Below are 22936 nucleotides of genomic sequence, written 5' to 3'. Positions count from 1 at the left end.
CCCATGCGAGGAAGCGTGAATATCCGGTATTAGCACCAATTTCTTGGAGTTATCCCAGAGCCGGGGGCAGGTTGCCCACGTGTTACTCACCCGTTCGCCACTAATCCACCAGCAAGCTGGCTTCATCGTTCGACTTGCATGTGTTAAGCACGCCGCCAGCGTTCGTCCTGAGCCAGGATCAAACTCTCCGTAGATGAATTTCGATCCAAGGCCGAGAACCAAGAGTTGGCACTCTCGATATCAATCAACCCAACACCCACCCCCCAAAGGAGGCGGGAATCAAACATATGGCACTGACTTTCGGCACGCTGTTGAGTTCTCAAAGAGCGGACGCGCAAGAACCCCAGCCTCACGGCCTTCGATGTCTTGGCTTGTTGTCACGCTTCGGCGCTTCGGGCCCGGCCTCGCGGTCGTCCCCGGCGCAGAAAGAAAGTTACGCCCCCGGTTGCGGCTCGTCAAACCCGGGGGGTCCTCCGAGTGGCCCGTCGGGGTGCCCCGGGGGCACATCGGCGGTGAACGCGCAGGTCGGACGCTTCCGGATCGGCGCCGTCTACGACGCAGGTCACGTGTCGAGGGCTTGTCCCGGGCGTGTCGGGCAGGTGTCGGAGGCGTCCGGAGGCCCCCTCGGCACCGCCCTGCTGGCGATTCAGAGGCCGAGCAGACCGTCGATCCCGATGGTGAGCCCGGGCCGGCGCTGGATCTCGCGCACGGCCAGCAGCACCCCCGGCATGAACGACGCGCGGTCGTAGGAGTCGTGCCGCAGGGTCAGCGTCTCGCCGGTGGCGCCCATGAGCACCTCCTGGTGCGCGACCAGACCGGCCAGGCGCACCGCGTGCACGGGGACCCCGTCGACCTCGGCGCCGCGGGCACCGGGCAGCGACGCGTCGTCGCGTGTGGCGTCGGGGGCCGACCCCATGCCGGCGGCCCGGCGGGCCTGGCCGATCACCTGTGCGGTGCGGGCCGCGGTGCCCGAGGGGGCGTCGACCTTGTCCGGGTGGTGCATCTCGACGATCTCCACCGACGGGAAGAAGCGGGCCGCCTCCGCGGCGAACCTCATCAGCAGGACCGCGCCGATGCCGAAGTTGGGGGCGATGAGCACGCCGAGCTCGGGCTTGGGCGCGAGCCACTCGCGGACGGTGGCGATCTTCTCCTCGTCGAACCCGCTCGTGCCCACCACGCAGTGGATGCCCTGGTCGATGCAGAAGCGGATGTTCTCCATGACCGACTCGGGCCGGGTGAAGTCGACGGCCACCTGGGCGCCGCCGTCGGCGACGTTGAACAACCACTCGCTGCCCTCGACCATCGCGACCAGCTCGAGGTCCTCGGCGGCGTCGACGGCCTTGCAGACCTCCACCCCCATGCGGCCGCGGGCACCGAGCACGGCGACCGACGTCAGCGGCGCCTCGGGCGCAGGGGTGGTGGAGGGGTTGCTGGAGGTCATGCCGGCACTCTCACCGGCACGGGTCACGGGCGCAAGCCCGCCGATCACCCTGCGGGACGGCCTCGGGCGACGGCCACGCGCGCGGCGGCCGCCAAGGCCCCCGCGGCCGGGGCTCCGCGGGCCGGGGCTCCGCGGGCCGGGGCACCGTGGGCCGGGACGCCGCGCCCGACGGACCACGGCGTCCCGGGCCTCACGCCGAGAGCCGGTCCAGGTCCTTCTCCCGGTAGGGCCCGACCACTGCCAGGGCGGTGGGCCGGGTGAGCAGGTCGGCGGCCACGACACGGACGTCGTCCGGGCGCACGGCGTCGAGCCGGGCCAGCACCTCGGGCACGGGGACGTACTCGCCGTAGGAGAGCTCGCTCTTGCCCAACCGGCTCATGCGCGAGCCGGTGTCCTCCAGGCCGAGCACCAGCCCACCCCGGAGCTGGCCGATGCCGCGCCGGACCTCCTCGTCGGTGATCCCGTGCGCGGCGACCTCGCCCAGGCACTCGCGGACCAGCCGCAGGACGTCGGGCACCCGCTTGGGCGCGCAGCCGGCGTAGACGGAGAACACCCCAGTGCCCGCGTAGTGCGTGAGGGAGGACCCGACGCTGTACACGAGCCCGCGCTTCTCCCGGATCTCCTGGAACAGCCGCGAGCTCATGCCTCCGCCCACCGCGGCGTCGAGCACGGCGGCGGCGAAGCGCGCGTCGTCGAGCCGGCCCAGGCCGACCGAGCCCAGCAGCAGGTGCGTCTGCTCGGTGCGTCGGTGGATGAGCCCGGTGGCTCGGTGCGGGGTCGTGCCCGCGCCCGGGTCCCCGGTGCGCAGCGGTTCGGGTCGTGCGCCGCCGGACAGGCGGTCGCCGAACGCCGTGCGCACCAGGTCGAGCACCTGCTGGTGGTCGACGCGTCCGGCGGCGGACACCACGATGGCCGGCGCCACGTACCGGCTGCGGTACCAGCCGTCGACGTCCTCGCGGGTCAGCGCCTCGATGGAGTCGACGGTGCCCAGCACCGACCGGCCCAACGGGGTGTCGCCGAAGAGCGTCTCGGCGAACAGGTCGTGCACCGCGTCGGCGGGCTCGTCGTCGCGCATGGCGATCTCCTCGAGCACCACCGTGCGCTCGGACTCGAGGTCCGGGGCGGTGTTGAGCGCCTCGGTGACCAGGTCACCGAGCAGCGTCACGGCCAGCGGGAGGTCGCTGGCCAGGACGTTGGCGTAGTAGCAGGTGTGCTCCTTGGCGGTGAAGGCGTTCATCTCACCACCGACGGCGTCCATGGCCGTGGCGATCTCGAGGGCCGTGCGCGAGCGGGTGCCCTTGAACAGCAGGTGCTCCAGGAAGTGGGAGGACCCCGAGACGGCGGGGGTCTCGTCGCGGGAGCCCACGCCGACCCAGATGCCCACCGTGGCCGACAGGACGCCGGGCATCACCTCGGTGATGACGCGCAGGCCACCCGGGAGCTCGGTGCGCTCGACGCGCCCGCCGAACTGGTCGACGTCGAGCACCTCGGTCTGCCCGACGGCCACCGGGGTGGGCAGGGCCGCAGCCCCACCCACCCCGGTGCCGTCCAGGCCGGTGTCAGCCGTGGTCACTCACCCGCAGGTGCAGCGGTCTCGGCCGGCTCCTCCGAGGAGGCACCGCCCTCGACGACCGGGACCAGGCTGATCTTGCCGCGGGCGTCGATGTCGGTGATCTCGACCTGCAGCTTGTCGCCGACGTTCGCGACGTCCTCGACCTTGGCGATGCGCTTGCCGTTGCCCAGCTTGCTGATGTGCACCAGACCGTCGCGGCCGGGCAGCAGCGAGACGAAGGCGCCGAAGGCGGTGGTCTTGACGACCGTGCCCAGGAAGCGCTCGCCGACCTTGGGCAGCTGCGGGTTGGCGATCGCGTTGATGCGGTCGACCGCGGCCTGGGCCGAGGGGCCGTCGGAGGCACCGACGTAGATGGTGCCGTCGTCCTCGATGGTGATGTCGGCGCCGGTCTCGTCCTGGATCGCGTTGATCATCTGGCCCTTGGGCCCGATGACCGCACCGATCTTGTCGACCGGGATGCGCACCGTGGTCACCCGGGGGGCGAACGGGCTCATCTCGTCGGGGCCGTCGATGGCCTCGAGCATGACGTCGAGGATGTGCAGCCGGGCCGCGCGGGCCTGGGTCAGCGCACCGGCGAGGACGTCGGAGGGGATGCCGTCGAGCTTGGTGTCCAGCTGCAGCGCCGTCACGAAGTCCTTGGTGCCGGCGACCTTGAAGTCCATGTCGCCGAAGGCGTCCTCGGCGCCGAGGATGTCGGTCAGCGCGACGTACTGCGTCTTGCCGTCGACCTCGTCGGACACCAGGCCCATGGCGATGCCGGCGACCGGGGCGCGCAGCGGCACACCGGCGTTGAGCAGCGACAGGGTGGAGGCGCAGACCGAGCCCATCGAGGTGGAGCCGTTGGAGCCCAGGGCCTCCGAGACCTGCCGGATCGCGTAGGGGAACTCCTCGCGGTCGGGCAGCACGGGCAGCAGGGCGCGCTCGGCGAGCGCGCCGTGGCCGATCTCGCGGCGCTTGGGCGAGCCCACGCGACCGGTCTCGCCGGTGGAGTACGGCGGGAAGTTGTAGTTGTGCATGTAGCGCTTGCGGGTCACCGGGTTCAGGGTGTCCAGCTGCTGCTCCATGCGGAGCATGTTCAGCGTGGTGACGCCCATGATCTGGGTCTCGCCGCGCTCGAACAGCGCCGAGCCGTGCACCCGCGGGAGCACCTCGACCTCGGCCGACAGCGGCCGGATGTCGGTGACGCCGCGGCCGTCGATGCGGACCTTGTCGCGCAGGATGCGCTGGCGGACGACCTTCTTGGTCACCGCGCGGAAGGCACCGGAGACCTCCTTCTCGCGACCCTCGAACTGGTCGGCCAGTGCGGCCTTGACCTCGTCCTTGAGGGCATCGGTGGCGTCGTCGCGCTCGGCCTTGCCCGGGATCGCCTGGGCAGCGGTGAGCTTCTCGGTGGCGTGGGCCTCGACGGCGGCGTAGACGTCGTCCTGGTAGTCCAGGAAGCGCGGGAAGTGGACCTCGGGCTTGGCGGCCTTGCCGGCCAGGGCCGACTGGGCGTCGCACAGCGCCTTGATGAACGGCTTGGCGGCCTCGAGGCCCTGGGCCACGACCTCCTCGGTCGGCGCGGTCGCGCCACCGGCGACCAGCTCGATCGTCTTCTCGGTGGCCTCGGCCTCGACCATCATGATCGCGACGTCGCCGTCGGGCAGCACCCGGCCGGCCACGACCATGTCGAAGACGGCGTCCTCGAGCTCGGTGTGGGTGGGGAAGCCGACCCACTGACCGTTGATCAGGGCCACGCGGGTGGCGCCGACCGGGCCGGAGAACGGCAGACCCGACAGCTGGGTCGACGCCGAGGCGCCGTTGATGGCCAGCACGTCGTACAGGTGGTCGGGGTCCAGCGACAGCACGCTGATGACGACCTGCACCTCGTTGCGCAGGCCCTTGGCGAAGGTCGGGCGCAGCGGGCGGTCGATCAGGCGGCAGGTGAGGATGGCGTCCTCGGACGGCCGGCCCTCGCGGCGGAAGAACGAGCCGGGGATCTTCCCGATCGCGTACATCCGCTCCTCGACGTCCACCGTCAGCGGGAAGAAGTCGAAGTGGTCCTTGGGCTGGCGGCCGGCCGTGGTGGCCGACAGCAGCGTGGTGTCGCCCATGGTGGCGACGACGGAGCCGGCGGCCTGCTTGGCCAGCCGGCCGGTCTCGAAGGTGACGGTGCGGGACCCGTAGGACCCGTTGTCGATCGTCGCGGAGACGGTGTACACGCCGTCCTCGTCGTAGTCGACGGCGTCGGTGGTGGGTGCGGACATCGTGTCCTCTTCCTGCGCCGCATGCGGCGGCGCCCTCTTGGTTCGGCGGCGGTGCTCTGTGGTCCCCGGGACCGGTCGTCGATCGAAGTCCTCGGGTCGCGGGGCTGGTGCCTGCCGCGTCCCGGGGACCACCACCGAGGACCGGGCCGTGCGCCGGAGGGCGCGGCCGGGGCCGGGCGGAGCCGCCTGGGCCCGTGCGGCGGGTGCCGCACGAGAAGAGGGGACCGTCTCCGCGGTGCGGAGCGGTCCCCTCGACGTGCTAGCGGCGCAGACCCAGCCGCTCGATGAGCGAGCGGTACCGGTTGATGTCGGTCTTCGCCAGGTAGTTCAGCAGCCGGCGGCGCCGGCCGACCAGCAGGAGCAGGCCCCGCCGGCTGTGGTGGTCGTGCTTGTGCATCTTGAGGTGCTCGGTCAGGTCGCTGATCCGTCGGGTCAGCATCGCGACCTGCACCTCGGGGGACCCGGTGTCGCTCTCGACCGTGGCGTACTCGGTCATGATCTGCTTCTTCGTCGCGCTGTCGAGCGCCATGTGGTGCCTCCTGGGCAGGTCACGTGTGGCCCCCGGTCGGTGTCACGGGGGCAGCATGCACACGCGTCGGTACGACCGACGCTGGGGCGAGGCTACACGGTGCCCAGGATGCGGCGTGCGTCGAGCACGTCGCGGTCCATCTGCTCGATCAACGCCTCGGGCCCGGTGTAGGCGACCATCGGGCGCAGCCGCTCCGCGAACTCGACGCCCACGTGCTCGCCGTACAGGTCACCGGACCAGTCGAGCAGGAACGCCTCCACCGTGCGGTGGGTGCCCTGGAAGGTCGGGTTGGTGCCCACCGAGACCGCGGCCGGGAACCGCTTGCCGCTGCGGCCGCGGCGGTCGCGGAGCACCAGGTGCCCGGCGTACACCCCGTCGGCGGGGACCGCGGTGTAGGGCGGGGACTCGACGTTGGCTGTCGGGTAGCCCAGCTCGCGGCCACGCTGGTCGCCCTTCACCACGACGCCGTCGACCCGGTGCGGGCGGCCCAGCGCGCGGGCCGCCGCGCCGAGGTCGCCGGCCGCGACGCAGGCCCGGATGTAGGTGGAGGAGATGGTGACCTCTCCTCCGCCGGCGGTGTCGGCCGCCAGATCCAGGCCCTCGACGGCGAAGCCGAACCGACGGCCCTCGCGGGTGAGCGAGGCGACGTCACCGGCGGCGCGGTGGCCGTAGGTGAAGTTCTCCCCCACCACCACGGCGGCGGCGTGCAGGTGCTCGACGAGCACCGTGTGCGTGAACCCCTCGGGGGACAACCGGCTGAACTCGGGGGTGAAGGGCAGCACGCACATGGCGTCGACGCCCAGCTCCCCCACCAGCTCGGCCTTGCGGTCGGCCGAGGTGAGGATGGCCGGGTGGGAGCCCGGCCGTACGACCTCGGCCGGGTGGGGGTCGAAGGTCAGCAGCAGGGCGGGCAGCCCCAGGGCCCGGGCGCGGCTGACCGCCGTGCCGATGAGCTGCTGGTGCCCGCGGTGGACGCCGTCGTACATGCCGACCGTGACGACCGCCCGGCCGAGGTCGCCCGGGGTGGCCTCCAGGCCGCGCCAGCGCCGCACGTCAGCCGGCGGTGACGGTGTGCCGCCAGCCGCGGTCGTCGGCGACCCGCCCGTGCTGGATGTCCAGCAGCCGCTCGCGCAGCGCCATCGTGAGCGTCCCGGGCGTGCCGTCGCCGACGGTGAAGTCCCCGGTGCGGGCCTTGACCTCGCCGACCGGGGTGATCACCGCGGCGGTACCGCAGGCGAAGGTCTCGGTGATCGAGCCGTCGGCCACCCCGGCGCGCCACTCCTCGACGGAGAACCGCCGCTCGGTCACGCGGTGGCCCATCTCCTGCGCCACGGTGATCAGCGACTCGCGGGTGATGCCCGGCAGCAGCGTGCCGGTGAGCTCGGGGGTGACCAGCTCGGCGTCGGGACCGGAGCCGAGGACGAAGAACAGGTTCATCCCGCCCATCTCCTCGACGTACTTCTTCTCCGTCGCGTCGAGCCACACGACCTGGTCGCAGCCGGCGGCGATGGCCTGCTCCTGGGCCAGCAGGCTGGCGGCGTAGTTGCCGGCGCACTTGACGTCGCCGGTGCCACCCGGGGCCGCCCGGATGTAGTCCTCGGACAGGTACACCGAGACCGGCTGGACCCCGCGCGGGAAGTAGGCACCGGCCGGGCTGGCGATGACGACGAAGAGGTACTCGGTGGCCGGGCGGACGCCCAGGAAGGGCTCGACGGCCAGCTCGTAGGGCCGGATGTAGAGGGTCTGGTCGGGGCCGGTGGGGACCCAGTCGCGGTCGGCGTCGACCAGGGCGTCGACGGCGGCGATGAAGCCCTCGGCGGGGACCGGCGGCATCGCCATGCGCACGGCACCGCGGGCCATGCGGGCGGCGTTCTGCTCCGGCCGGAACACCGAGACCGAGCCGTCGGGCTGGGCGTAGGCCTTCAGACCCTCGAAGATCGACTGCGCGTAGTGCAGGGCGGCGGTGCTGGGGTCCAGCTGCAGCGGCGCGTAGCCGGTGACCTTCGCCTCGGTCCAGCCCTGCCCGGCGACGTAGCGGGCCACGACCATGTGGTCGGTGAAGACCTTGCCGAACCCGGGATCGGCCAGCAGCTGCTCGCGGTCAGCGGCCGGGCGACGCGTGGCCTCCTCCACCACGAGCGGCACACCCTCGGCGAAGACCCGGGACGAGGTGCGGCTGTCGGCGAGGATGTCGGTCATGGCTCCCACTCGGAGATCGGGACGGCACCGGGTGTGCACCCGGCGTCCTGCACCCTAGTCCCGCCTGCTGACGGCGCAGGCGGGACCGACCTAGGGTCGGGTGCATGTCACCTGAGGTCACACCCTGGACGACGCCGGGCGTGCGCCGGGTGCGGGTGCGCCTGCACGGCCACGACCTGCACGCCCGCCTCGGCGGCACCCACGGGCCGGTGCTGCTGCTCGTGCACGGCCTGCTCGGGTCCGGCGCCAGCTTCGAACCGGCCCTGGCCGAACTGACGCGGAGCCACCGCGTGGTGGCACCGGACCTCATGGGCCACGGGCAGTCGGAGAAGCCGGCCGGGGACTACAGCCTGGGCTCGTTCGCCACGCAGGCCCGCGACCTGCTCACCGTGCTGGGCGTCGACGCCGCGACCGTGGTCGGGCACAGCCTGGGCGGCGGGGTGGCCCTGCAGTTCGCCCACCAGTTCCCCGCCCTGGTCGAGCGCCTGGTGCTGGTGGACTCCGGCGGGCTGGGTCGCGACGTCAGCCCCGCCCTGCGGGCGGTCACCCTGCCCGGCGCGGAGTACGTCCTGCCCGCCGTGTTCAACCGCTGGACGCGGGCCGCCGGCCGCCAGGTGCTGCGCCCGCTGCAGCGCTGGACGCCACCGGGTACCACGCAGGTGGTGTCGGGCCTGGACACCCTGGCCGACGCCGACTCCCGCGCGGCGTTCGTGCACACCGCCCGGGCCGTGCTGGACGCCGGCGGCCAACGGGTCAGCGCCGCCGACCGGGTCTACCTCGCCGAGGCCCTCCCGCTGCTGCTGGTCTGGGGCGGCGCCGACACCGTCATCCCGGTGTCGCACGCCCACGACCTGCACGCCCTGCTGCCCGGCAGCCGGCTGGAGGTCTTCCCCCGCGCCGGGCACTTCCCGCAGGTCGACGACCCCGCCCGGTTCGCCGCCGTCGTCGCCGAGTTCGTGGCGACGACGGCCGACGACGTGCTGACCCCCGCCGAGCGCGAGGACCGCTGGGCGGCCGCCGTGCGCGGGGCCACCACGGTGGACGACGTCAGCGCTTCGGCGACGCCTGCGTGACCACCTCGAAGGACCACACGTTCGACCCCGTGGCCGCCGGGGCCATCCCCGAGCCACCGCCGGCGTGCCCGCGGGCGAAGTCCTGGCCGTTCTGCCAGGCCTCGAAGTCGGCCTCGCTGCGCCAGCGGGTGTAGACCAGGTAGGAGTCGGTGCCCTCCACGGGGCGCAGCAGCTCGAACCACTCGAAGCCGTCGGAGGCCTCGACGGCCCCGGCACGGTTGCTGAACCGATCCTCCAGCCGCTCGCGGGCCTCGGCCGGCACGGTCAGGACGTTGATCTTCACGACGCTCATGGCCCCAGCGTGCCCGCTCGCCCGGCAGGATGCTCGGGGACGGTCGGCGAGGAGGGGGCTCTGCATGACGGTGGACCGCGCGTCGCGGGTGGTGCTCAGCCCGGACGGCCTCCCGGGGGTGCGGGACGCGGCGGCACGTGCGGTGTCGCGGTGACCCGCCCGGTGGTGGCGCTGAGCCGCCGGCTGCCGGCGGCGGCCGAGGAGCTGCTGGCCGGTGCGGCCGACGTCCGCACGCCCGGGGTCGACCGGCCGCTCGCCGCGACCGAGCTGCGGGAGGCGGTCGCCGGGGCCGATGCGCTGGTCTGCCTGCTGCTGGACCGGGTCGACGAGGCCCTGCTCGACGCCGCGGGCCCGCAGCTGCGGGTCGTGGCCACCGTCGCGGTGGGCTACGACAACGTCGACGTCGAGGCCTGCCGGCGGCGAGGCATCCGGGTCACGAACACCCCCGGCGTGCTCACCGACGACACCGCCGACCTCACGATGGCGCTGCTGCTGGGCATCACCCGGCGGGTGGGCGAGGGCGAGCGGTTGCTGCGCGCGGGCACCCCGTGGCGGTGGGACCTGGACTTCATGCTCGGCACCGGGCTGCGCGGGCAGCGACTGGGGCTGGTCGGGTTCGGCGCCATCGGCCGGGCGGTGGCCGTGCGGGCCGCGGCGTTCGGCATGTCGATCGCCTACGCCGCCCGGCACGACGCACCCGCCGACGTCGCCGGCCCGCTCGGCGCCCGGCGGTCGCCGCTGCCCGAGCTGCTCGCCTCCTCCGACGTCGTGTCGCTGCACTGCCCGCTGACGCGGGAGACCCACCACCTGGTCGACGCGGCTGCGCTGCGGGCGATGCGCAGCTCGGCCCACCTGGTGAACACCGCCCGCGGTCCGGTGGTCGACGAGGCAGCCCTGGTGGCGGCGCTGGACGCCCGGGAGATCCGTGGGGCGGCGCTGGACGTGTTCGAGGAGGAGCCGGCGGTGCACCCCGGCCTGCTCGGCCGGGACGACGTGCTGCTCACCCCGCACCTGGGCTCGGCCACCGAGCAGACGCGGGAGGCCATGGCGGTGCTCGCCGCGCGCAACGTGCTGGCGGTGCTGGCCGGGCAGGACCCGCCGACGCCGGTGGTCTGAGGCGCTCAGGCGGGGAAGCCGACCTCGACCTTCGCGGCCGGTCCGGCGTCGACGACCAGGGCGACCAGCCGGCCGTCGGGGTCGACCGCGGCGTGCAGGCCCGGCGTGCCGGTGGCCGCCACCCGCTTGCCGTGGCCCAGGTCGACCGCCTCGTCGGCGGTCACCTGCCGCACCGGGAAGACCGCCGCGGCGGCCTCGGTCAACGGGACGAACCCCGCTCCCCCACCCGCCAGCAGCGCGTGCGCGGCGTCGGCCACCCCGCAGGCCGCCGACTGGTCGAACGGTCCCGACCGGGTGCGCCGCAGAGCGGTCAGGTGTCCCCCGACCCCCAGGGCGGCGCCGGCGTCGCGGGCGATGGCCCGGATGTAGGTGCCGGTGGAGCAGGTGACGTCGACGTCGACGTCCACCAGGTCCGGGGTCGGCCGCCGGACCTGGTGGACGTCGAGGGCGTGGACGGTCACCGACCGGGGCGCGAGCTCGACGTCCTCACCGGCGCGCACGCGGTCGTAGGACCGCACCCCGCCGACCTTGACCGCGCTGACCGACGAGGGCACCTGCTGCAGCGGCCCGGTCTGCGCGGCCAGCGCGGCCCGGACGGCGGCCTCGGTGACCTCGGCCGCCGAGGTGGTGGTCAGGACGTCGCCCTCGCGGTCGTCGGTCACGGTGGTCTGGCCGAACCGGACCGTGGCCGCGTAGCTCTTGTCGTTGCCGGCCAGGTGGCCCAGCAGCCGCGTGGCGGCCCCGACCCCGAGCACGAGCACTCCGGTGGCCATCGGGTCGAGGGTGCCGGCGTGGCCGACCTTGCGCACCGACAGGGCCCGCCGGGCGATGGCCACGACGTCGTGGGAGGTCATGCCGGGCTGCTTGTCGACCACGAGCAGGCCGGGCGGGACGTCGGCGTCGGGCTTCTTCGGGCTCACCGCACCACCGTGGCAGAGGTCCACCGGTCCCCGGACACCCGGGCCAGGACGGCGACCAACCGCAGGGCGATGAACAGCGTCAGCCCGCTCCAGACCCCGGCCAGGCCCCAGCCCAGCGGAACCGACAGCAGCGACAGCGGCACGAACCCGACCAGCGCGGCGCCGATGGTCACGGTGCGCAGGTAACCGACGTCGCCGGCACCCATGAGCACGCCGTCGAGGGCGAACACCACCCCGGCCAGCGGCTGCATCAGCGCCAGGAACCACCAGACCACCGCGGCCTGGGCCAGCACGGCCGGGTCGCCGGTGAACAGGGGCACGACCCACGGCCGGGCGACCAGCAGGACGGCGGCGACCACGACCCCGGTGCCCAGGCCCCAGGCCACCACGCGCCGGGCTGCGACCCGGGCCTCGTCGGCCCGGCCGGCCCCCAGTGCCTGCCCGACCAGGGTCTGGGCGGCGATGGCGTAGGCATCGAGCACCAGGGCGAGGAACAGCCAGAGCTGCAGCGCGATCTGGTGCGCACCGAGCTCGGCGGTGCTGGAACGGGCCACCACGGCCGCGGCGACGGCGAACGCGCCCTGCAGCACGGCGGCGCGCAGCAGCAGGTCCCGGCCGATGGTGAGCTGGGCGAGCACGGCGGGCAGCCGCGGCCGCAGCGGTACGCCCTCCCGCCGCAGGGTGGCCAGGAACAGCGCGGCGGAGACCGTCTGCCCTGCGACGTTGGCGACGGCGGACCCCTCCAGACCGAGTCCGGCCGGGTAGACCAGCAGCGGGTTGAGCACCAGGCTCACGAGGCTGCCGGCCACGACGAACCGCACCGGCCGGCGCAGCTCGGCCACCCCGCGCAGCCAGCCGTTGCCGGCCAGCGCGACCAGCAGCATCGGCAGCCCCAGGACGGCGATGCGCAGCCAGCCCTCGGCGGCCTGCGCCACCGGACCGGGCCCGCCGGCCAGCAACCGGGTCAGCGGGCCGGCGGCGAACTGGAACGCCAGCACCCCGAGCAGCCCGGTGGCCAGCGCCAGCCAGGTGGCCTGCACGCCCTCGGCGACCGCCCCCGCCCGGTCGCCGGCGCCGGCGCGGCGGGCGGCCCGGGCCGTGGTGCCGTAGGCCAGGAAGTTCAGCAGCCCGACGACCGGGGCCAGCAGTCCCCCGCCGACGGCCAGGCCACCGAGCTCGACCGTGCCCAGGTGCCCGATGACGGCGGTGTCGACCAGCAGGTACAGCGGTTCGGCCGCCAGCACCACGAGCGCCGGCAGGGCCAGGGCAGGGACGGAGCGGTTCACAACCGGGCGCGGATGGCGGCGACGGTCTGCTCACGGTCCAGGTGGGAGGTGAAGCCGGCGGCCATGCGGTGCCCTCCCCCACCCATCGCGATCGCCACCGCGGACACGTCGGTGCCGCCGCGGGAGCGGAGCGAGACGTTCCATGCACCGTCGGGGGTGCCCTTGAGCACGCAGGCGACGTCGGCCTCCTCGGCGGAGCGGACGACGTCGACCAGGGCCTCGAGGTGGTCACCGGCCAGCCCGTGGCCCTCGGCCTCGGCGACGGTGGCCCAGGTCCACACCAGGCCGCGACCGGTCGCCCGCTCGAGGGTGGCCCGACCGGTGGCCAGCGACAGCAGGGCGAGCCACCCGAAGGGGGCGGTGTCGAACAGCCGCTGGCTGATGCGGGCGTGGTCGATGCCGGTGGCCAGCAACCGCGCGGCGAACTGGTGGGTGGCCGGGGAGGTGTTGCCGAACCGGAAGCTGCCGGTGTCGGCGGCCAGCCCGGCGTACAGGCAGGTCGCGATGTCGGTGTCGAGCTCCACCCCGAGCCCGGCGAGCAGGTCGGCGACCAGCACGACGGTGCCGGCGGCCTCGGGGTCGACCAGCTGCACCTGGCCGAAGCCGGGGTTGGAGGCGTGGTGGTCGACCACCAGGGAGGCCGGGGCCGCGGTCAGCACGGCGCCCAGCTCGCCGAGGCGGCGCAGGTCGGCCGCGTCGAGACCGACCACCAGGTCGGGGTGGGTCGGCACCTCGGTGGCGGGGACCAACCGGTCGGCGCCGGGCAGCCAGGCCAGCGAGGCCGGCAGCACGAAGGGGCCGGGGAAGGTCGGGGTCACCCGGGCCCCGCGGCGGCGCAGGCCCTCGGCGAGGGCCAGGGTGCTGCCCAGCGCGTCGGCGTCGGGCTGCACGTGCGCCGAGAGCACGACGCAGGCACCGGCGTCGGCCGCCCGGGTCAGGACGGCGACGGCGGTCTCCAGCGCGCCCACGGGTGCCATGTCGGTGCGGGACCGCTCAGAGGTCGGTGGGACCGCTGTCGGCGTGCGGCACCTCGTCGGGCTCCTCGCCGGGCGCTCCCCCGGCCACCGGGATGGCCGGGCCGCCGTCGGTGGGCTCGTCGGCGGCGATGGAGGCCGCGTTCACGTCGGTCGTGGGGTCGGCCTCGCCGGCCGTCCCGGTCCTGCCGCCGGCGGTGGGGTCGGCGTCGTCCGGGGAACCCGCCTGCGCCCCCGGCACGGTGCGACCACCCAGGGTCGACTCCGGCTGACCCTCCTCGGGCACGTTCGGGTCGGGGTCGACGGCCTCGGTGCCGGTGCGGTCGGTCACGGGGTGCTCCTCGGGGTGTGGGAGTCGAGCTCGGTCAGGTCGCGGGCGCGGCGCACGACGTCGTCCACCCCGTCGTCGTCCGCCCCGTCGTCGTCCTCGGCGTCCGGGCCGTCGTCGTCGAGCTCGTCGTCGTCCTCGTGGGGCTTGCGGTACGGGTCGGCGTCGCCGGCGTAGGCGGCACCGGCACGGGCGCGGGCCAGCTCCTCGTCGGCCAGCCGGGCACGTTCGAGGGCCTCGTCGAGCTCGCGGGCGGTCTCGGGGACCGCGTCGGCGACGAAGGTGAGCGTGGGGACGAACTTGATCCCGGTCTGCTTGCCCACCGTGGAGCGCAGCACACCGGTGGCGCTGGCCAGCGCGGCGGCGGAGTCGGCGACGGCCTCGGCGTCGCCGTAGACGGTGTAGAACAGCGTGACCTCGCGCAGGTCACTGGTCACGCGGGAGTCGGTGATGGTGACCATCCCCAGCCGCGGGTCCTTGATCTGCATCTCGATCGTGGCGGAGACGATCTGGCGGATGCGCACCGCCAGCCGGCGTGCCCGGGCCGCGTCGGCCATGGCTGGACTCCTACTCGTCGGGATGGGTCGTCATGAGTCGTCGCTGCTGGTGAGCTGACGGTGCGTGGACAGCAGGGTCAGCTCGGGGCGCTCGGCCAGCAGTCGTTCGCAGGCGTCGAGGACGTCGCCCACCTGCGCGGCGTCGCCGGCCACGGTGGCGACCCCGATCTGCACCCTGCGGTGCAGGTCGAGGTCGCCGACCTCGGCTGCGGCGACCGAGAACCGCCGCCGCAGCTCGGCGACGACGGGTCTCACCAGGGACCGCTTCTCCTTGAGGGAGTGCACGTCCCCGAGCAGCAGGTCGGCGGACAACGAACCGGTGAACACCGGCCCATCATCCGCCGACCCGCGGGTGCGGGCTACGCGCGGGGCTTCTCGCGCAGCTCGAACGTCTCGATGACGTCGTCGACCTTGATGTCGTTGTACGACCCCAGGCCGATACCGCACTCGTAGCCCTCGCGGACCTCGGTCGCGTCGTCCTTGAACCGGCGCAGCGAGTCGACCGACAGGTTGTCGGCGACGACCGCACCGTCGCGGATGAGCCGGGCCTTGCTGTTGCGCACGATCGTGCCGCTGCGCACCAGCGAACCCGCGACGTTGCCGATCTTGGGCACCCGGAAGACCTCGCGGACCTCGGCCCGACCCAGCTGCACCTCTTCGTACTCGGGCTTGAGCATGCCCTTCAGCGCAGCCTCGATCTCCTCGATGGCCTGGTAGATCACCGAGTAGTAGCGCACGTCGACGCCCTCGCGGTTGGCGAGCTCGGTGGCCTGGCCCTCGGCCCGGACGTTGAAGCCCAGGACGATGACGTCGTCGGCCAGCGCCAGGTCGATGTCGCTCTTGGTGATGCCGCCGACGCCGCGGTGGATGACCCGCAGCGACAGGTCGTCGCTCACCTCGATCTTCATCAGCGCCTCTTCCAGCGCCTCGACGGTGCCGGAGTTGTCGCCCTTGATGATCAGGTTGAGCTCGCGGCTCTCCCTCAGGGCGGCGTCGAGGTCCTCGAGGCTGATCCGCTTGCGCGCCGAGGCGTTCTGCGCGTTGCGGATGCGGGCCTGACGGCGGTCGGCGATCTGCCGGGCCGTGCGGTCCTCCTCCACCACGAGGAACGTGTCGCCGGCGCGGGGCACCGAGGTGAGGCCCACGACCTGCACGGGGCGGGCCGGCAGGGCCTCCTTGAGCTTGTCGCCGTGCTCGTCGAGCAGCGACCGGACGCGCCCGTAGGCGTCGCCGGCCACGATCGAGTCGCCCACGCGCAGCGTGCCGCGCTGGACCAGCACCGTGGCGACGGGGCCCCGGCCCTTGTCCAGCTTGCCCTCGATGACGACACCCTGGGGGTCCTGCTCGGTGTTCGCGCGCAGGTCCAGGGAGGCGTCGGCGGTCAGCAGCACCGCGGCCTCGAGCTCCTCGAGGCCCTGGCGCGTGGTGGCCGAGACGTCGACGAACATCGTCTCGCCGCCGTACTCCTCGGCGACCAGGCCGTACTCGGTGAGCTGCTGGCGGATCTTGGCGGGGTTGGCCCCCTCCTTGTCGATCTTGTTCACCGCGACCACGATCGGCACCTCGGCCGCCTGGGCGTGGTTGAGCGCCTCGACCGTCTGCGGCATGACGCCGTCGTCGGCCGCGACCACCAGGACCACGATGTCGGTCACCTTGGCGCCACGGGCACGCATCGCGGTGAACGACTCGTGACCCGGGGTGTCGATGAAGGTGATCGGCCGCTCGACGCCGTCGAGCTCGGTGACGATCTGGTAGGCGCCGATGTGCTGGGTGATGCCACCGGCCTCCTTCGCCACGACGTTCGTGTGGCGGAGGGCGTCCAGCAGCTTGGTCTTGCCGTGGTCGACGTGACCCATGACGGTGACCACCGGCGGGCGGGAGTCCCAGTCGTCCTCGTCGCCCTCTTCGTCACCGAAGGTGAGGTCGAAGGTCTCGAGCAGCTCGCGGTCCTCGTCCTCGGGGCTCACGACCTGGATGACCCAGTCGATCTCGGCGCCGAGCAGCTGCAGCGTCTCGTCGTTGACCGACTGCGTGGCGGTGACCATCTCGCCCAGGTGGAACAGGGCGGTCACCAGCGCGGCCGGCTGGGCGCCGATGCGCTCGGCGAGGTCGGTCAGCGAAGCACCGCGGGGCAGCCGGACGGTCTGCCCGTTGCCGCGGGGCAGGCTGACGCCACCCATCGAGGGCGCCGCCATGGAGTCGAACTCCTGACGCCTCTGCTTCTTGCTCTTGCGCCCACGGACGGGACCGCGGCCACCGGGACGCCCGAAGGCACCCGCGGTGCCGGCACCCGAGCCACCGCGACCGCGACCGCGACCGCCGCCACCGGGACGGAAACCACCGGCCGGAGCACCGCCGCCGCCACCGGGGCCACCGCCACCGGGACGGAAGCCACCGCCACCACCGGGAGCACCCGGGCGGCCTCGGCCGCCGGGCGCGCCGGGACGGCCGGCTGCGCGGCCGGGCATCATGCCCGGGCTCGGGCGCTGCGGCATCATGCCCGGGTTGGGGCGCGGCCCACCGGGACCGGCCGCCGGACGGGGGCCACCGGGGCCCGACGGCGGGCGCGGACCACCGGCGCCGGGCGCCGGACGGGGACCGCCCTGACCCGGGGCGCCCTGGGACGGCGCGCCGCCACCGGGCGCCTGCGGGCCGGGACGGCCCGGGGCAGCCGGGCGCGGGGCACTGCTGAAGGGGTTGTTGCCCGGCCGGGGGGCCGGACGCGGACCCGGGCGGGGGCCGCCGGGGCGCGGAGCACCCTGGCCGGGGGCCGAGCCGCCGGGTGCGGACCCGCCGGGGGCCGCCGGGCGGGGGGCACCCGGACGGGGAGCCGACTGGCCCGGGCGGGCCGGGGACGGCGCCGACGGAGCCTGCGCCGCCGGAGCCTGGGCCTGGGCCTGGGCCTGGGCCGCCGGAGCCTGCGCGGCCGGGGCCTGGGCCGCCGGAGCCTGCGGAGCCGGGGCCTGCGGGGCCGGAGCCTGGCGCGGGCCCGGACGCGGAGCCGAGCCGGCCGGCGGACCGACCGGTCGCGGACCGGGAGCGGGTGCGGCCGGGGCCGACGGCGCCGATGCGCTCGGGGCCGCGGGGGCCGCCGGTGCCGGGGCAGCCGGGCGGGGGGTGGGCCGGGGGCCCGGGGTGGGTGCGCTGGAGGCCCCGTAGGCCTCACGCAGCCGCCGGGCCACGGGGGCCTCGACGGTGGACGATGCGGACTTCACGAACTCGCCCTGCTCCTTGAGCTTGGCGAGCACGGCCTTGCTGTCGACACCGAGCTCTTTTGCGAGCTCGTGTACGCGGGCTTTGCCTGGCACGGGTCTCCTCAGTGGTGAGGCCGGCGGCTTGCCCGCTCGACCTCGTCGTCAGTGGTGCATGGTCATCGGTGCGACTTCACGGGTGGGTCATCCGAGGACGTCCTGCTCTCGACGAGCGGACCGGCCGGGTGCCGGTCCGACGGTTGGTGCTGTGCGCTGCCGGCCCCCGCCTGGAGGACGTGGTCCAGCAGCACGCCGGTGTCCAACGGAGCGCTGGTGCGCAGCGCCCGCGGGAAGGCCCGGCGACGGTCAGCCGCACGCAGGCACTCGGGGGTGGGGTGCACGGAGGCACCCCGTCCCGGGAGCCGCCGGCGGGGGTCCGGCACGAGCCGGGAGCCCTGCACGACGACGCGCAGCAGTTCCGTGACCGGAGCGCGTCGCCGGCACCCCACACAGGTGCGGACCGGGTTCGGCGTTTCGGCCATCGACGAGTCTAGCGCGCCGACGGCCCGCGGTGTTCCGGACGGCGCACGGGGCCACCCCGCTGGGGGCCGCCGCGCGGTGCACCGCGCCCGGGCAGGCCCCCGGTCTCCCCGGCCGGCCGCGGGGCCGAGCGGAGCGGGGCACGACCCTGGCCCGGGGACACGGTGTCGTCGGTCTCGGGCTGAGCGTCGCTGCGGATGTCGATGCGGCAGCCGGTGAGCCGGGCGGCCAGGCGGGCGTTCTGGCCCTCCTTGCCGATGGCCAGCGACAGCTGGTAGTCCGGGACGACGACGCGCACCGCACGGGCCGCGGGGTCCACCACGCGGGCGCTGGTGACCCGGGCCGGGGAGAGCGCCGAGGCGACGAAGGCGGCCTCGTCGTCCGACCAGTCGACGATGTCGATCTTCTCGCCGTGCAGCTCGCTCATCACGTTGCGCACGCGCTGCCCCATGGGCCCGATGCACGAACCCTTGGCGTTGAGCCCGGGCACCTTCGTGCGCACGGCGATCTTCGAGCGGTGGCCGGCCTCGCGCGCGACGGCGACGATCTCGACGCTGCCGTCGGCCACCTCGGGCACCTCGAGGGCGAACAGCTTGCGCACCAGGTTGGGGTGGCTGCGGGAGATGGTGACCTGGGGGCCGCGGAAGGTGCGGGCCACCGAGACCACGTAGGCCTTCAGCCGGCTGCCGTGGGGGTAGGTCTCACCGGGCACCTGCTCGGTGGGGGGCAGGTTCGCCTCGACCTTGCCGATGTCCAGCAGGACGGTGCCCTCGCTGTTGCGGCGCTCGTGGGCCTGCACGATGCCGCCGACGACGTCGCCCTCCTTGCCCACGTACTCACCGAAGGTCTTCTCGTGCTCGGCGTCGCGCAGCCGCTGCACGATGACCTGCTTGGCGGTGCTGGCGGCGATGCGGCCGAAGTCGGTGGGGGTGTCGTCCCACTCGTGCACGACCTCGCCGTCCTCGCCCAGCTCCTGGGCCAGGACGGCGACCTCGCCGCTCTTGCGGTCGATCTGCACGCGCACGTGCTTGGCGGCGCCCTCGGCGTGCCGGTAGGCGGTGACCAGCGCGGTCTCGATCGCCTGCAGCACGGTGTCGGCCGGGATGCCTTTCTCGCGCTCGACCGCCTTGAGGGCGGTCACGTCGATGTTCACTGTTCTCCTCTGTCCTGGGCCGCCGCGTCGGCGGACCCGTCGTGCTCGTCCAGCTCGTCGTCGACGTCGTCGGCGGTGAGCGATTCGTCGTCGGTCTCGTCGGTGTCGTCGGTGTCGTCGCCCTCGTCGGGGCCTTCGTGCACCAGGTGGGCGTCGCGGTGGCCGGCCGGCCGGTTGAACTCGACCTGCACCCGACCCTCGCCGAGCTCGGCCCAGGTGAGGGTGCGGTTGCCCGCGGCCTTGCGCACCTGGCCCTTCTTCGCCCCGCCCTTCTCCACGGCCAGGGTCACGCCGTCGTCGTCGACGGACACGACCCGGCCGATCAGCTCCTGCCCGTCCACCGCGGTGGTGACCAGCCGCCCCACGTTGCGCCGCCAGTGCCGGGGCAGGGTGAGCGGGCGGTCGACCCCGGGGCTGGTCACCTCGAGGACGTAGGGCGAGCGGCCCGGGTCGTCGTCCTCGGCGTCGAGCACCTCCGACAGCGCCCGGCTGACCTCGGCGACGTCGTCGAGGCTCACCCCGCTGTCGCGGTCGACGACCACGCGCACGACCGACCGGGTGCCGGCGCTGCGGACCTCGAGGTCCTCGAGGTCGTACCCGGCCGCGGTCACCACGGGGGTGAACCACCCGGTGAGGCGCGCGGTGGCGGCGGGACCGGACCGGGACGGCTGCGACGTGGGCACCAGGGTCCTCCTCGGGTGGGACAGTTGTCGGGTCGGCGATCGGGCCCGCAGGGGCCGGAGCCTGGGGCATCGGCCCCCGGACGCCGGCTCCGCGGAGGAGGGGCGGCAGGCGGGGCACCGTGACCGGAGGGACCACGGTACCGCCTGTCGACGACGGCTCGGCGGCCCGGCGCGGCCCGGCGGGCGCACCGGACGGCGGCCGTGCTGCCAGGATGTGCCCGATGTCCCGCCGCCCCGCCCGCCGCCCGGCCGTGCGCCCCACCGTCGTGGTCAGCCGCCGGACGCTCCTGGTCGCCGCCGGGGTGGTGCCGCTGGTGGGTGTGGTGGGCGGGTGCACCGCCGAGGCCCCCGGCGCCGACGCCGTCACCCCCGACCAGGTCGACCTCCTCGCCGACCAGGTCGCGGCGCAGGCGGCCCTGGTCGAGGCCGGCGCGGTGGCGTTCGCCGCGTCGCCCGAGCTGGCGGCCTCGGCCGCGGTGCTCGCCCAGCAGTGGCAGGAGCAGCTCGACCGGCTGCGGGCGGCCGCTCCGTCGGTGGGCTCCTCGGCTGTGCCGACGGCGGCGTCCTCGGGCGCCGCGCCGACCGACGGAGCCGCGGGGACCGACCCCCGCGCCGGACTGCGGGCCCAGGTGGCCGCCACCGCCGACTCGCACTCCTCTGCCTGCCTGGGCTTCACCGGCGCCCGCGCCGCGCTCCTCGGCAGCATCGCCGCAGGCCTGCGCGGCCAGGACGGGCAGCTGGCATGACCGCACCGTCCTCGGCACCGGGTGCCTCCGGCGCGCCGGCGTCGTCGGGTCGGTCGTCGGGTGCCTCCTCGGGCACGGCGTCGGGCACCGCGGAGCCCGGGTCGGCCAGGGCCGAGACCGCAGCCCTGCAGGACGCGCTGGCCGCCGAGCACGTCGCGGTGTGGGGGTACGGCACGGTGGGGGCTGCGCTGCCCGCGGCCGACCGGTCCGCGGTCGGCAGCTCGGCCGAGGCGCACCGCGACCTGCGTGACCGGGTGGCCGCCCTGCTCACCGCGCAGGGTGTGGACCCCGTGCCCACCGAGGCGGCCTACGCCCTGCCCTTCCCGGTGCTCTCCGCCGTCGACGCCGCCGCGCTGGCGGTGGTGCTGGAGGACGGCACGACCACCGCCTGGGTGTGGGTGCTCGACCAGGCAGCGCAGCGCAGAACACGCGAACTGGCCGTCGGTGCCGCGGCCGCGGCCGAGGTGCGGGCGGTCACCTGGCGGCAGCGGGCGGGCACGACGCCGGCCACCTCCGCCACCCCGGGCCTGCCCTGACCTGATCGGCACGACCCGACCGTCCCCGGCGCTCGTCGAGCGGGTCGGCCGCGCCGCGCCCATGATCGACCACATGTCCGCCGAGCCCGGTGCCGTGCCCGCCGACGATCCACTGGCCGCCCAGGAGCCGGGCCGCCGGTTCCCCACGGCCGGGGGTGCGCTGCCGATGCCGGGCACCGCAGACCTGCCCGAACCGCGTCCGCTGCGCAAGGTGCTGGGTCCCGGGGTCATCGGGGCCGGCATCGGCTTGGCGTCGGGTGAGTTCGTGCTCTACCCCTACATCGCCAGCGAGGTGGGGTTGTCGTTCCTGTGGGCGGCGTTCGTCGGGGTGACCCTGCAGCTGTTCATCAACATGGAGATCGAGCGCTACACCCTCGCCACCGGCGAGACCGCGCTGACCGGGTTCTCCCGGCTCTGGCGGCACTGGGGCCTGGTGTTCGGCCTGCTGACGATCCTGGCGAACCTGTGGCCGGGGTGGGCGACCAGCTCGGCCACGGTGCTCACCTACGCCGTCGGGGGCGGCGACGTCACGCTCATCGCGCTGCTGATGCTGCTGTCCATCGGGCTCGTGCTCACCCTCTCCCCCGTCGTCTACACCGCCGTGGAGCGCATCGAGTTCGTCAAGGTCGGCGCTGTGCTGGCGTTCGTCGTCATCGCGTTCGTCGCCGTGGTGGGTGCCGACGACGTCGCCGAGACCCGCCGGGTGGTCACCGACTTCGGCTCGGTCCCCAGCCAGCTCGGTCTGGCGCTCGTGCTCGGTGCGCTGGCGTTCGCTGGCGGTGGCGGCGGGCAGAACCTCGTGCAGAGCAACTGGATCCGCGACAAGGGCTTCGGCATGGGCGCCCGCATACCCCGGCTGGTCTCCCCCGTCACCGGGGAGGACCAGGCCAAGCCCTCGACCGGGTTCCTGTTCCCGGCCGACGCCGAGAACCTGCGCCGGTGGAGGGGCTGGTGGCGGGTCGCCAACACCGAGCAGCTCGTGAGCTTCTGGTTCCTGACCTGGCTGACCATCTCGGCCACGTCGGTGATCGCCTACGCGACCGTGTTCGGCGCGGACACCCCCGGCAACGACATCAGCTTCCTGCAGACCGAGGGCCAGGTGCTGGCCGACACGGTGGGCAGCTGGTTCGGCACCTTCTTCTGGTGGATCGGTGCGGTGTCGCTCTACGCGGCGGCGCTCGGCATCTGCGACTACACCGCCCGGCTGGTGGCCGACACGCTCAAGGTGAGCCACCTGGCCCGGTCGCAGCGGTGGAGCGAGAGCCGCATCTACTCGGCCGTCGTGTGGGGTCTGCTGGTCGTCGGGGCCGGTGTGCTGCTGTCGGGCTTCGACCAGCCGCTGGTGCTGCTGGTCATCAGCTCCGTCGTCGGCGGGTTCATGATGTTCGTCTACTCGATCCTGCTGATCCGGCTCAACCGCACCGCGTTGCCGGCCGCGATCCGGGTGCGCGGCTACCGGCTGGCCGTGATGGTGCTGGCCGTGCTCGTCTTCGGCGGCATCTCCGCGGTCATCGTCGCCAACCAGGTGGTCAACCCGGGCGGCTAGCGGTACC

Annotated in this window: 22 protein-coding genes, 1 rRNA gene and 1 pseudogene; 5 read left to right on the top strand and 19 right to left on the bottom strand. The window is 74.2% G+C overall.

Going from position 1 to position 22936, the window contains the following annotated elements:
* The 7 genes from BLP29_RS14370 to BLP29_RS14340 form a co-directional block, all read right to left on the bottom strand.
* A 16S ribosomal RNA gene (locus tag BLP29_RS14370) occupies window positions 1–194 on the bottom strand; the annotation flags it as partial.
* A gap of 452 nt (window positions 195–646) precedes the next feature.
* Window positions 647–1441, bottom strand: a complete 795-nt coding sequence (dapB, locus tag BLP29_RS14365) for a 4-hydroxy-tetrahydrodipicolinate reductase (protein ID WP_092805575.1) — start codon at window positions 1439–1441, stop codon at window positions 647–649.
* 190 nt (window positions 1442–1631) lie between these two features.
* Window positions 1632–3014: a M16 family metallopeptidase gene (locus BLP29_RS14360; protein ID WP_243469973.1), complete on the bottom strand. Its 1383-nt coding sequence runs from the start codon at window positions 3012–3014 to the stop codon at window positions 1632–1634.
* Window positions 3011–5260, bottom strand: coding sequence for a polyribonucleotide nucleotidyltransferase (locus BLP29_RS14355; protein ID WP_092805573.1), 2250 nt, complete (start codon window positions 5258–5260; stop codon window positions 3011–3013). The genes BLP29_RS14360 and BLP29_RS14355 overlap by 4 nt, the downstream gene beginning before the upstream one ends.
* Before the next feature lie 259 nt (window positions 5261–5519).
* Window positions 5520–5789 carry a 30S ribosomal protein S15 gene (gene rpsO, locus BLP29_RS14350; protein WP_091242986.1) on the bottom strand — a complete coding sequence of 90 codons (270 nt, stop codon included), beginning with the start codon at window positions 5787–5789 and terminating at the stop codon, window positions 5520–5522.
* Window positions 5790–5881: 92 nt separating this feature from the next.
* A complete protein-coding gene (locus tag BLP29_RS14345; RefSeq protein ID WP_092805571.1) occupies window positions 5882–6841 on the bottom strand; it encodes a bifunctional riboflavin kinase/FAD synthetase in 960 nt (319 codons plus the stop codon).
* A 1-nt stretch (window position 6842) separates the two neighbouring features.
* The gene (locus BLP29_RS14340) at window positions 6843–7988 is read right to left on the bottom strand and encodes a branched-chain amino acid aminotransferase (protein ID WP_092805569.1); all 1146 of its coding nucleotides are present in this window, start codon (window positions 7986–7988) and stop codon (window positions 6843–6845) included.
* Between the two features lie 104 nt (window positions 7989–8092).
* Between BLP29_RS14340 and BLP29_RS14335 the strand changes: the two genes are divergently transcribed.
* A complete protein-coding gene (locus BLP29_RS14335; protein WP_092805567.1) occupies window positions 8093–9061 on the top strand; it encodes an alpha/beta fold hydrolase in 969 nt (322 codons plus the stop codon).
* Here BLP29_RS14335 and BLP29_RS14330 read toward each other — a convergent pair.
* On the bottom strand, window positions 9036–9353 hold the full coding sequence (locus BLP29_RS14330; protein ID WP_092805565.1) for an antibiotic biosynthesis monooxygenase family protein: 318 nt from the start codon (window positions 9351–9353) through the stop codon (window positions 9036–9038). The genes BLP29_RS14335 and BLP29_RS14330 overlap by 26 nt on opposite strands.
* Before the next feature lie 150 nt (window positions 9354–9503).
* On the opposite strand from BLP29_RS14330, the gene BLP29_RS14325 reads away from it, so the two are divergent.
* Window positions 9504–10469 (top strand): 2-hydroxyacid dehydrogenase, encoded by a 966-nt coding sequence (locus BLP29_RS14325; protein ID WP_092805563.1) that lies wholly within the window; start codon window positions 9504–9506, stop codon window positions 10467–10469.
* 5 nt (window positions 10470–10474) lie between these two features.
* On the opposite strand, the gene truB is transcribed toward BLP29_RS14325, so the two are convergent.
* From truB to rimP, 11 genes and pseudogenes are all read right to left on the bottom strand, one after another.
* The gene (gene truB / locus BLP29_RS14320) at window positions 10475–11389 is read right to left on the bottom strand and encodes a tRNA pseudouridine(55) synthase TruB (protein ID WP_092805561.1); all 915 of its coding nucleotides are present in this window, start codon (window positions 11387–11389) and stop codon (window positions 10475–10477) included.
* Complete coding sequence (locus BLP29_RS14315; protein WP_092805559.1) at window positions 11386–12675, bottom strand: MATE family efflux transporter; 1290 nt, start codon at window positions 12673–12675, stop codon at window positions 11386–11388. The genes truB and BLP29_RS14315 overlap by 4 nt, the downstream gene beginning before the upstream one ends.
* Window positions 12672–13643, bottom strand: a complete 972-nt coding sequence (locus BLP29_RS14310; protein WP_243469972.1) for a DHH family phosphoesterase — start codon at window positions 13641–13643, stop codon at window positions 12672–12674. The genes BLP29_RS14315 and BLP29_RS14310 overlap by 4 nt, the downstream gene beginning before the upstream one ends.
* A 25-nt stretch (window positions 13644–13668) precedes the next feature.
* On the bottom strand, window positions 13669–13980 hold the full coding sequence (locus tag BLP29_RS14305) for a hypothetical protein (protein WP_092805555.1): 312 nt from the start codon (window positions 13978–13980) through the stop codon (window positions 13669–13671).
* The gene (gene rbfA / locus BLP29_RS14300) at window positions 13977–14534 is read right to left on the bottom strand and encodes a 30S ribosome-binding factor RbfA (RefSeq protein ID WP_092805553.1); all 558 of its coding nucleotides are present in this window, start codon (window positions 14532–14534) and stop codon (window positions 13977–13979) included. The genes BLP29_RS14305 and rbfA overlap by 4 nt, the downstream gene beginning before the upstream one ends.
* Before the next feature lie 30 nt (window positions 14535–14564).
* Window positions 14565–14861, bottom strand: coding sequence for a DUF503 domain-containing protein (locus BLP29_RS14295; RefSeq protein ID WP_092805551.1), 297 nt, complete (start codon window positions 14859–14861; stop codon window positions 14565–14567).
* A 32-nt stretch (window positions 14862–14893) separates the two neighbouring features.
* Window positions 14894–16729: a translation initiation factor IF-2 gene (gene infB, locus BLP29_RS21625; protein WP_243469981.1), complete on the bottom strand. Its 1836-nt coding sequence runs from the start codon at window positions 16727–16729 to the stop codon at window positions 14894–14896.
* A gap of 966 nt (window positions 16730–17695) precedes the next feature.
* Window positions 17696–17842, bottom strand: a pseudogene (locus BLP29_RS21815) (translation initiation factor IF-2 N-terminal domain-containing protein); the annotation flags it as partial.
* Between the two features lie 62 nt (window positions 17843–17904).
* Window positions 17905–18267, bottom strand: coding sequence for a YlxR family protein (locus BLP29_RS14285; protein ID WP_092805547.1), 363 nt, complete (start codon window positions 18265–18267; stop codon window positions 17905–17907).
* An 8-nt stretch (window positions 18268–18275) separates the two neighbouring features.
* Complete coding sequence (gene nusA / locus BLP29_RS14280) at window positions 18276–19418, bottom strand: transcription termination factor NusA (protein WP_092805545.1); 1143 nt, start codon at window positions 19416–19418, stop codon at window positions 18276–18278.
* Complete coding sequence (gene rimP, locus BLP29_RS14275) at window positions 19415–20101, bottom strand: ribosome maturation factor RimP (protein ID WP_207798499.1); 687 nt, start codon at window positions 20099–20101, stop codon at window positions 19415–19417. Before rimP ends, nusA begins: the two co-directional genes overlap by 4 nt.
* Window positions 20102–20322: 221 nt before the next feature.
* Here rimP and BLP29_RS14270 point away from each other — a divergent pair, with 221 nt between their 5' ends.
* The 3 genes from BLP29_RS14270 (at window position 20323) to BLP29_RS14260 (ending at window position 22929) form a co-directional block, all read left to right on the top strand.
* On the top strand, window positions 20323–20847 hold the full coding sequence (locus BLP29_RS14270; RefSeq protein WP_092805543.1) for a hypothetical protein: 525 nt from the start codon (window positions 20323–20325) through the stop codon (window positions 20845–20847).
* Window positions 20844–21383 carry a DUF4439 domain-containing protein gene (locus tag BLP29_RS14265; RefSeq protein WP_092805541.1) on the top strand — a complete coding sequence of 180 codons (540 nt, stop codon included), beginning with the start codon at window positions 20844–20846 and terminating at the stop codon, window positions 21381–21383. The genes BLP29_RS14270 and BLP29_RS14265 overlap by 4 nt, the downstream gene beginning before the upstream one ends.
* Window positions 21384–21456: 73 nt before the next feature.
* Complete coding sequence (locus tag BLP29_RS14260; protein WP_165839387.1) at window positions 21457–22929, top strand: Nramp family divalent metal transporter; 1473 nt, start codon at window positions 21457–21459, stop codon at window positions 22927–22929.
* Window positions 22930–22936 lie beyond the last annotated feature (7 nt).

Source organism: Klenkia marina, assembly GCF_900101025.1.
In the GTDB taxonomy this organism is placed as follows: domain Bacteria; phylum Actinomycetota; class Actinomycetes; order Mycobacteriales; family Geodermatophilaceae; genus Klenkia; species Klenkia marina.
This window is presented reverse-complemented; position numbering and strand designations above follow the sequence as displayed.

Excerpts from the sequence above, each read along its gene's own strand:
- dapB (WP_092805575.1), bottom strand. The coding sequence starts at position 1,441 with ATGACCTCCAGCAACCCCTCCACCACCCCTGCGCCCGAGGCGCCGCTG.
- BLP29_RS14355 (WP_092805573.1), bottom strand. The coding sequence starts at position 5,260 with ATGTCCGCACCCACCACCGACGCCGTCGACTACGACGAGGACGGCGTG.
- rpsO (WP_091242986.1), bottom strand. The coding sequence starts at position 5,789 with ATGGCGCTCGACAGCGCGACGAAGAAGCAGATCATGACCGAGTACGCC.
- BLP29_RS14340 (WP_092805569.1), bottom strand. The coding sequence starts at position 7,988 with ATGACCGACATCCTCGCCGACAGCCGCACCTCGTCCCGGGTCTTCGCC.
- BLP29_RS14335 (WP_092805567.1), top strand. The coding sequence starts at position 8,093 with ATGTCACCTGAGGTCACACCCTGGACGACGCCGGGCGTGCGCCGGGTG.
- BLP29_RS14330 (WP_092805565.1), bottom strand. The coding sequence starts at position 9,353 with ATGAGCGTCGTGAAGATCAACGTCCTGACCGTGCCGGCCGAGGCCCGC.
- rbfA (WP_092805553.1), bottom strand. The coding sequence starts at position 14,534 with ATGGCCGACGCGGCCCGGGCACGCCGGCTGGCGGTGCGCATCCGCCAG.
- infB (WP_243469981.1), bottom strand. The coding sequence starts at position 16,729 with ATGGCGGCGCCCTCGATGGGTGGCGTCAGCCTGCCCCGCGGCAACGGG.
- BLP29_RS14285 (WP_092805547.1), bottom strand. The coding sequence starts at position 18,267 with ATGGCCGAAACGCCGAACCCGGTCCGCACCTGTGTGGGGTGCCGGCGA.
- BLP29_RS14270 (WP_092805543.1), top strand. The coding sequence starts at position 20,323 with ATGTCCCGCCGCCCCGCCCGCCGCCCGGCCGTGCGCCCCACCGTCGTG.
- BLP29_RS14265 (WP_092805541.1), top strand. The coding sequence starts at position 20,844 with ATGACCGCACCGTCCTCGGCACCGGGTGCCTCCGGCGCGCCGGCGTCG.
- BLP29_RS14260 (WP_165839387.1), top strand. The coding sequence starts at position 21,457 with ATGTCCGCCGAGCCCGGTGCCGTGCCCGCCGACGATCCACTGGCCGCC.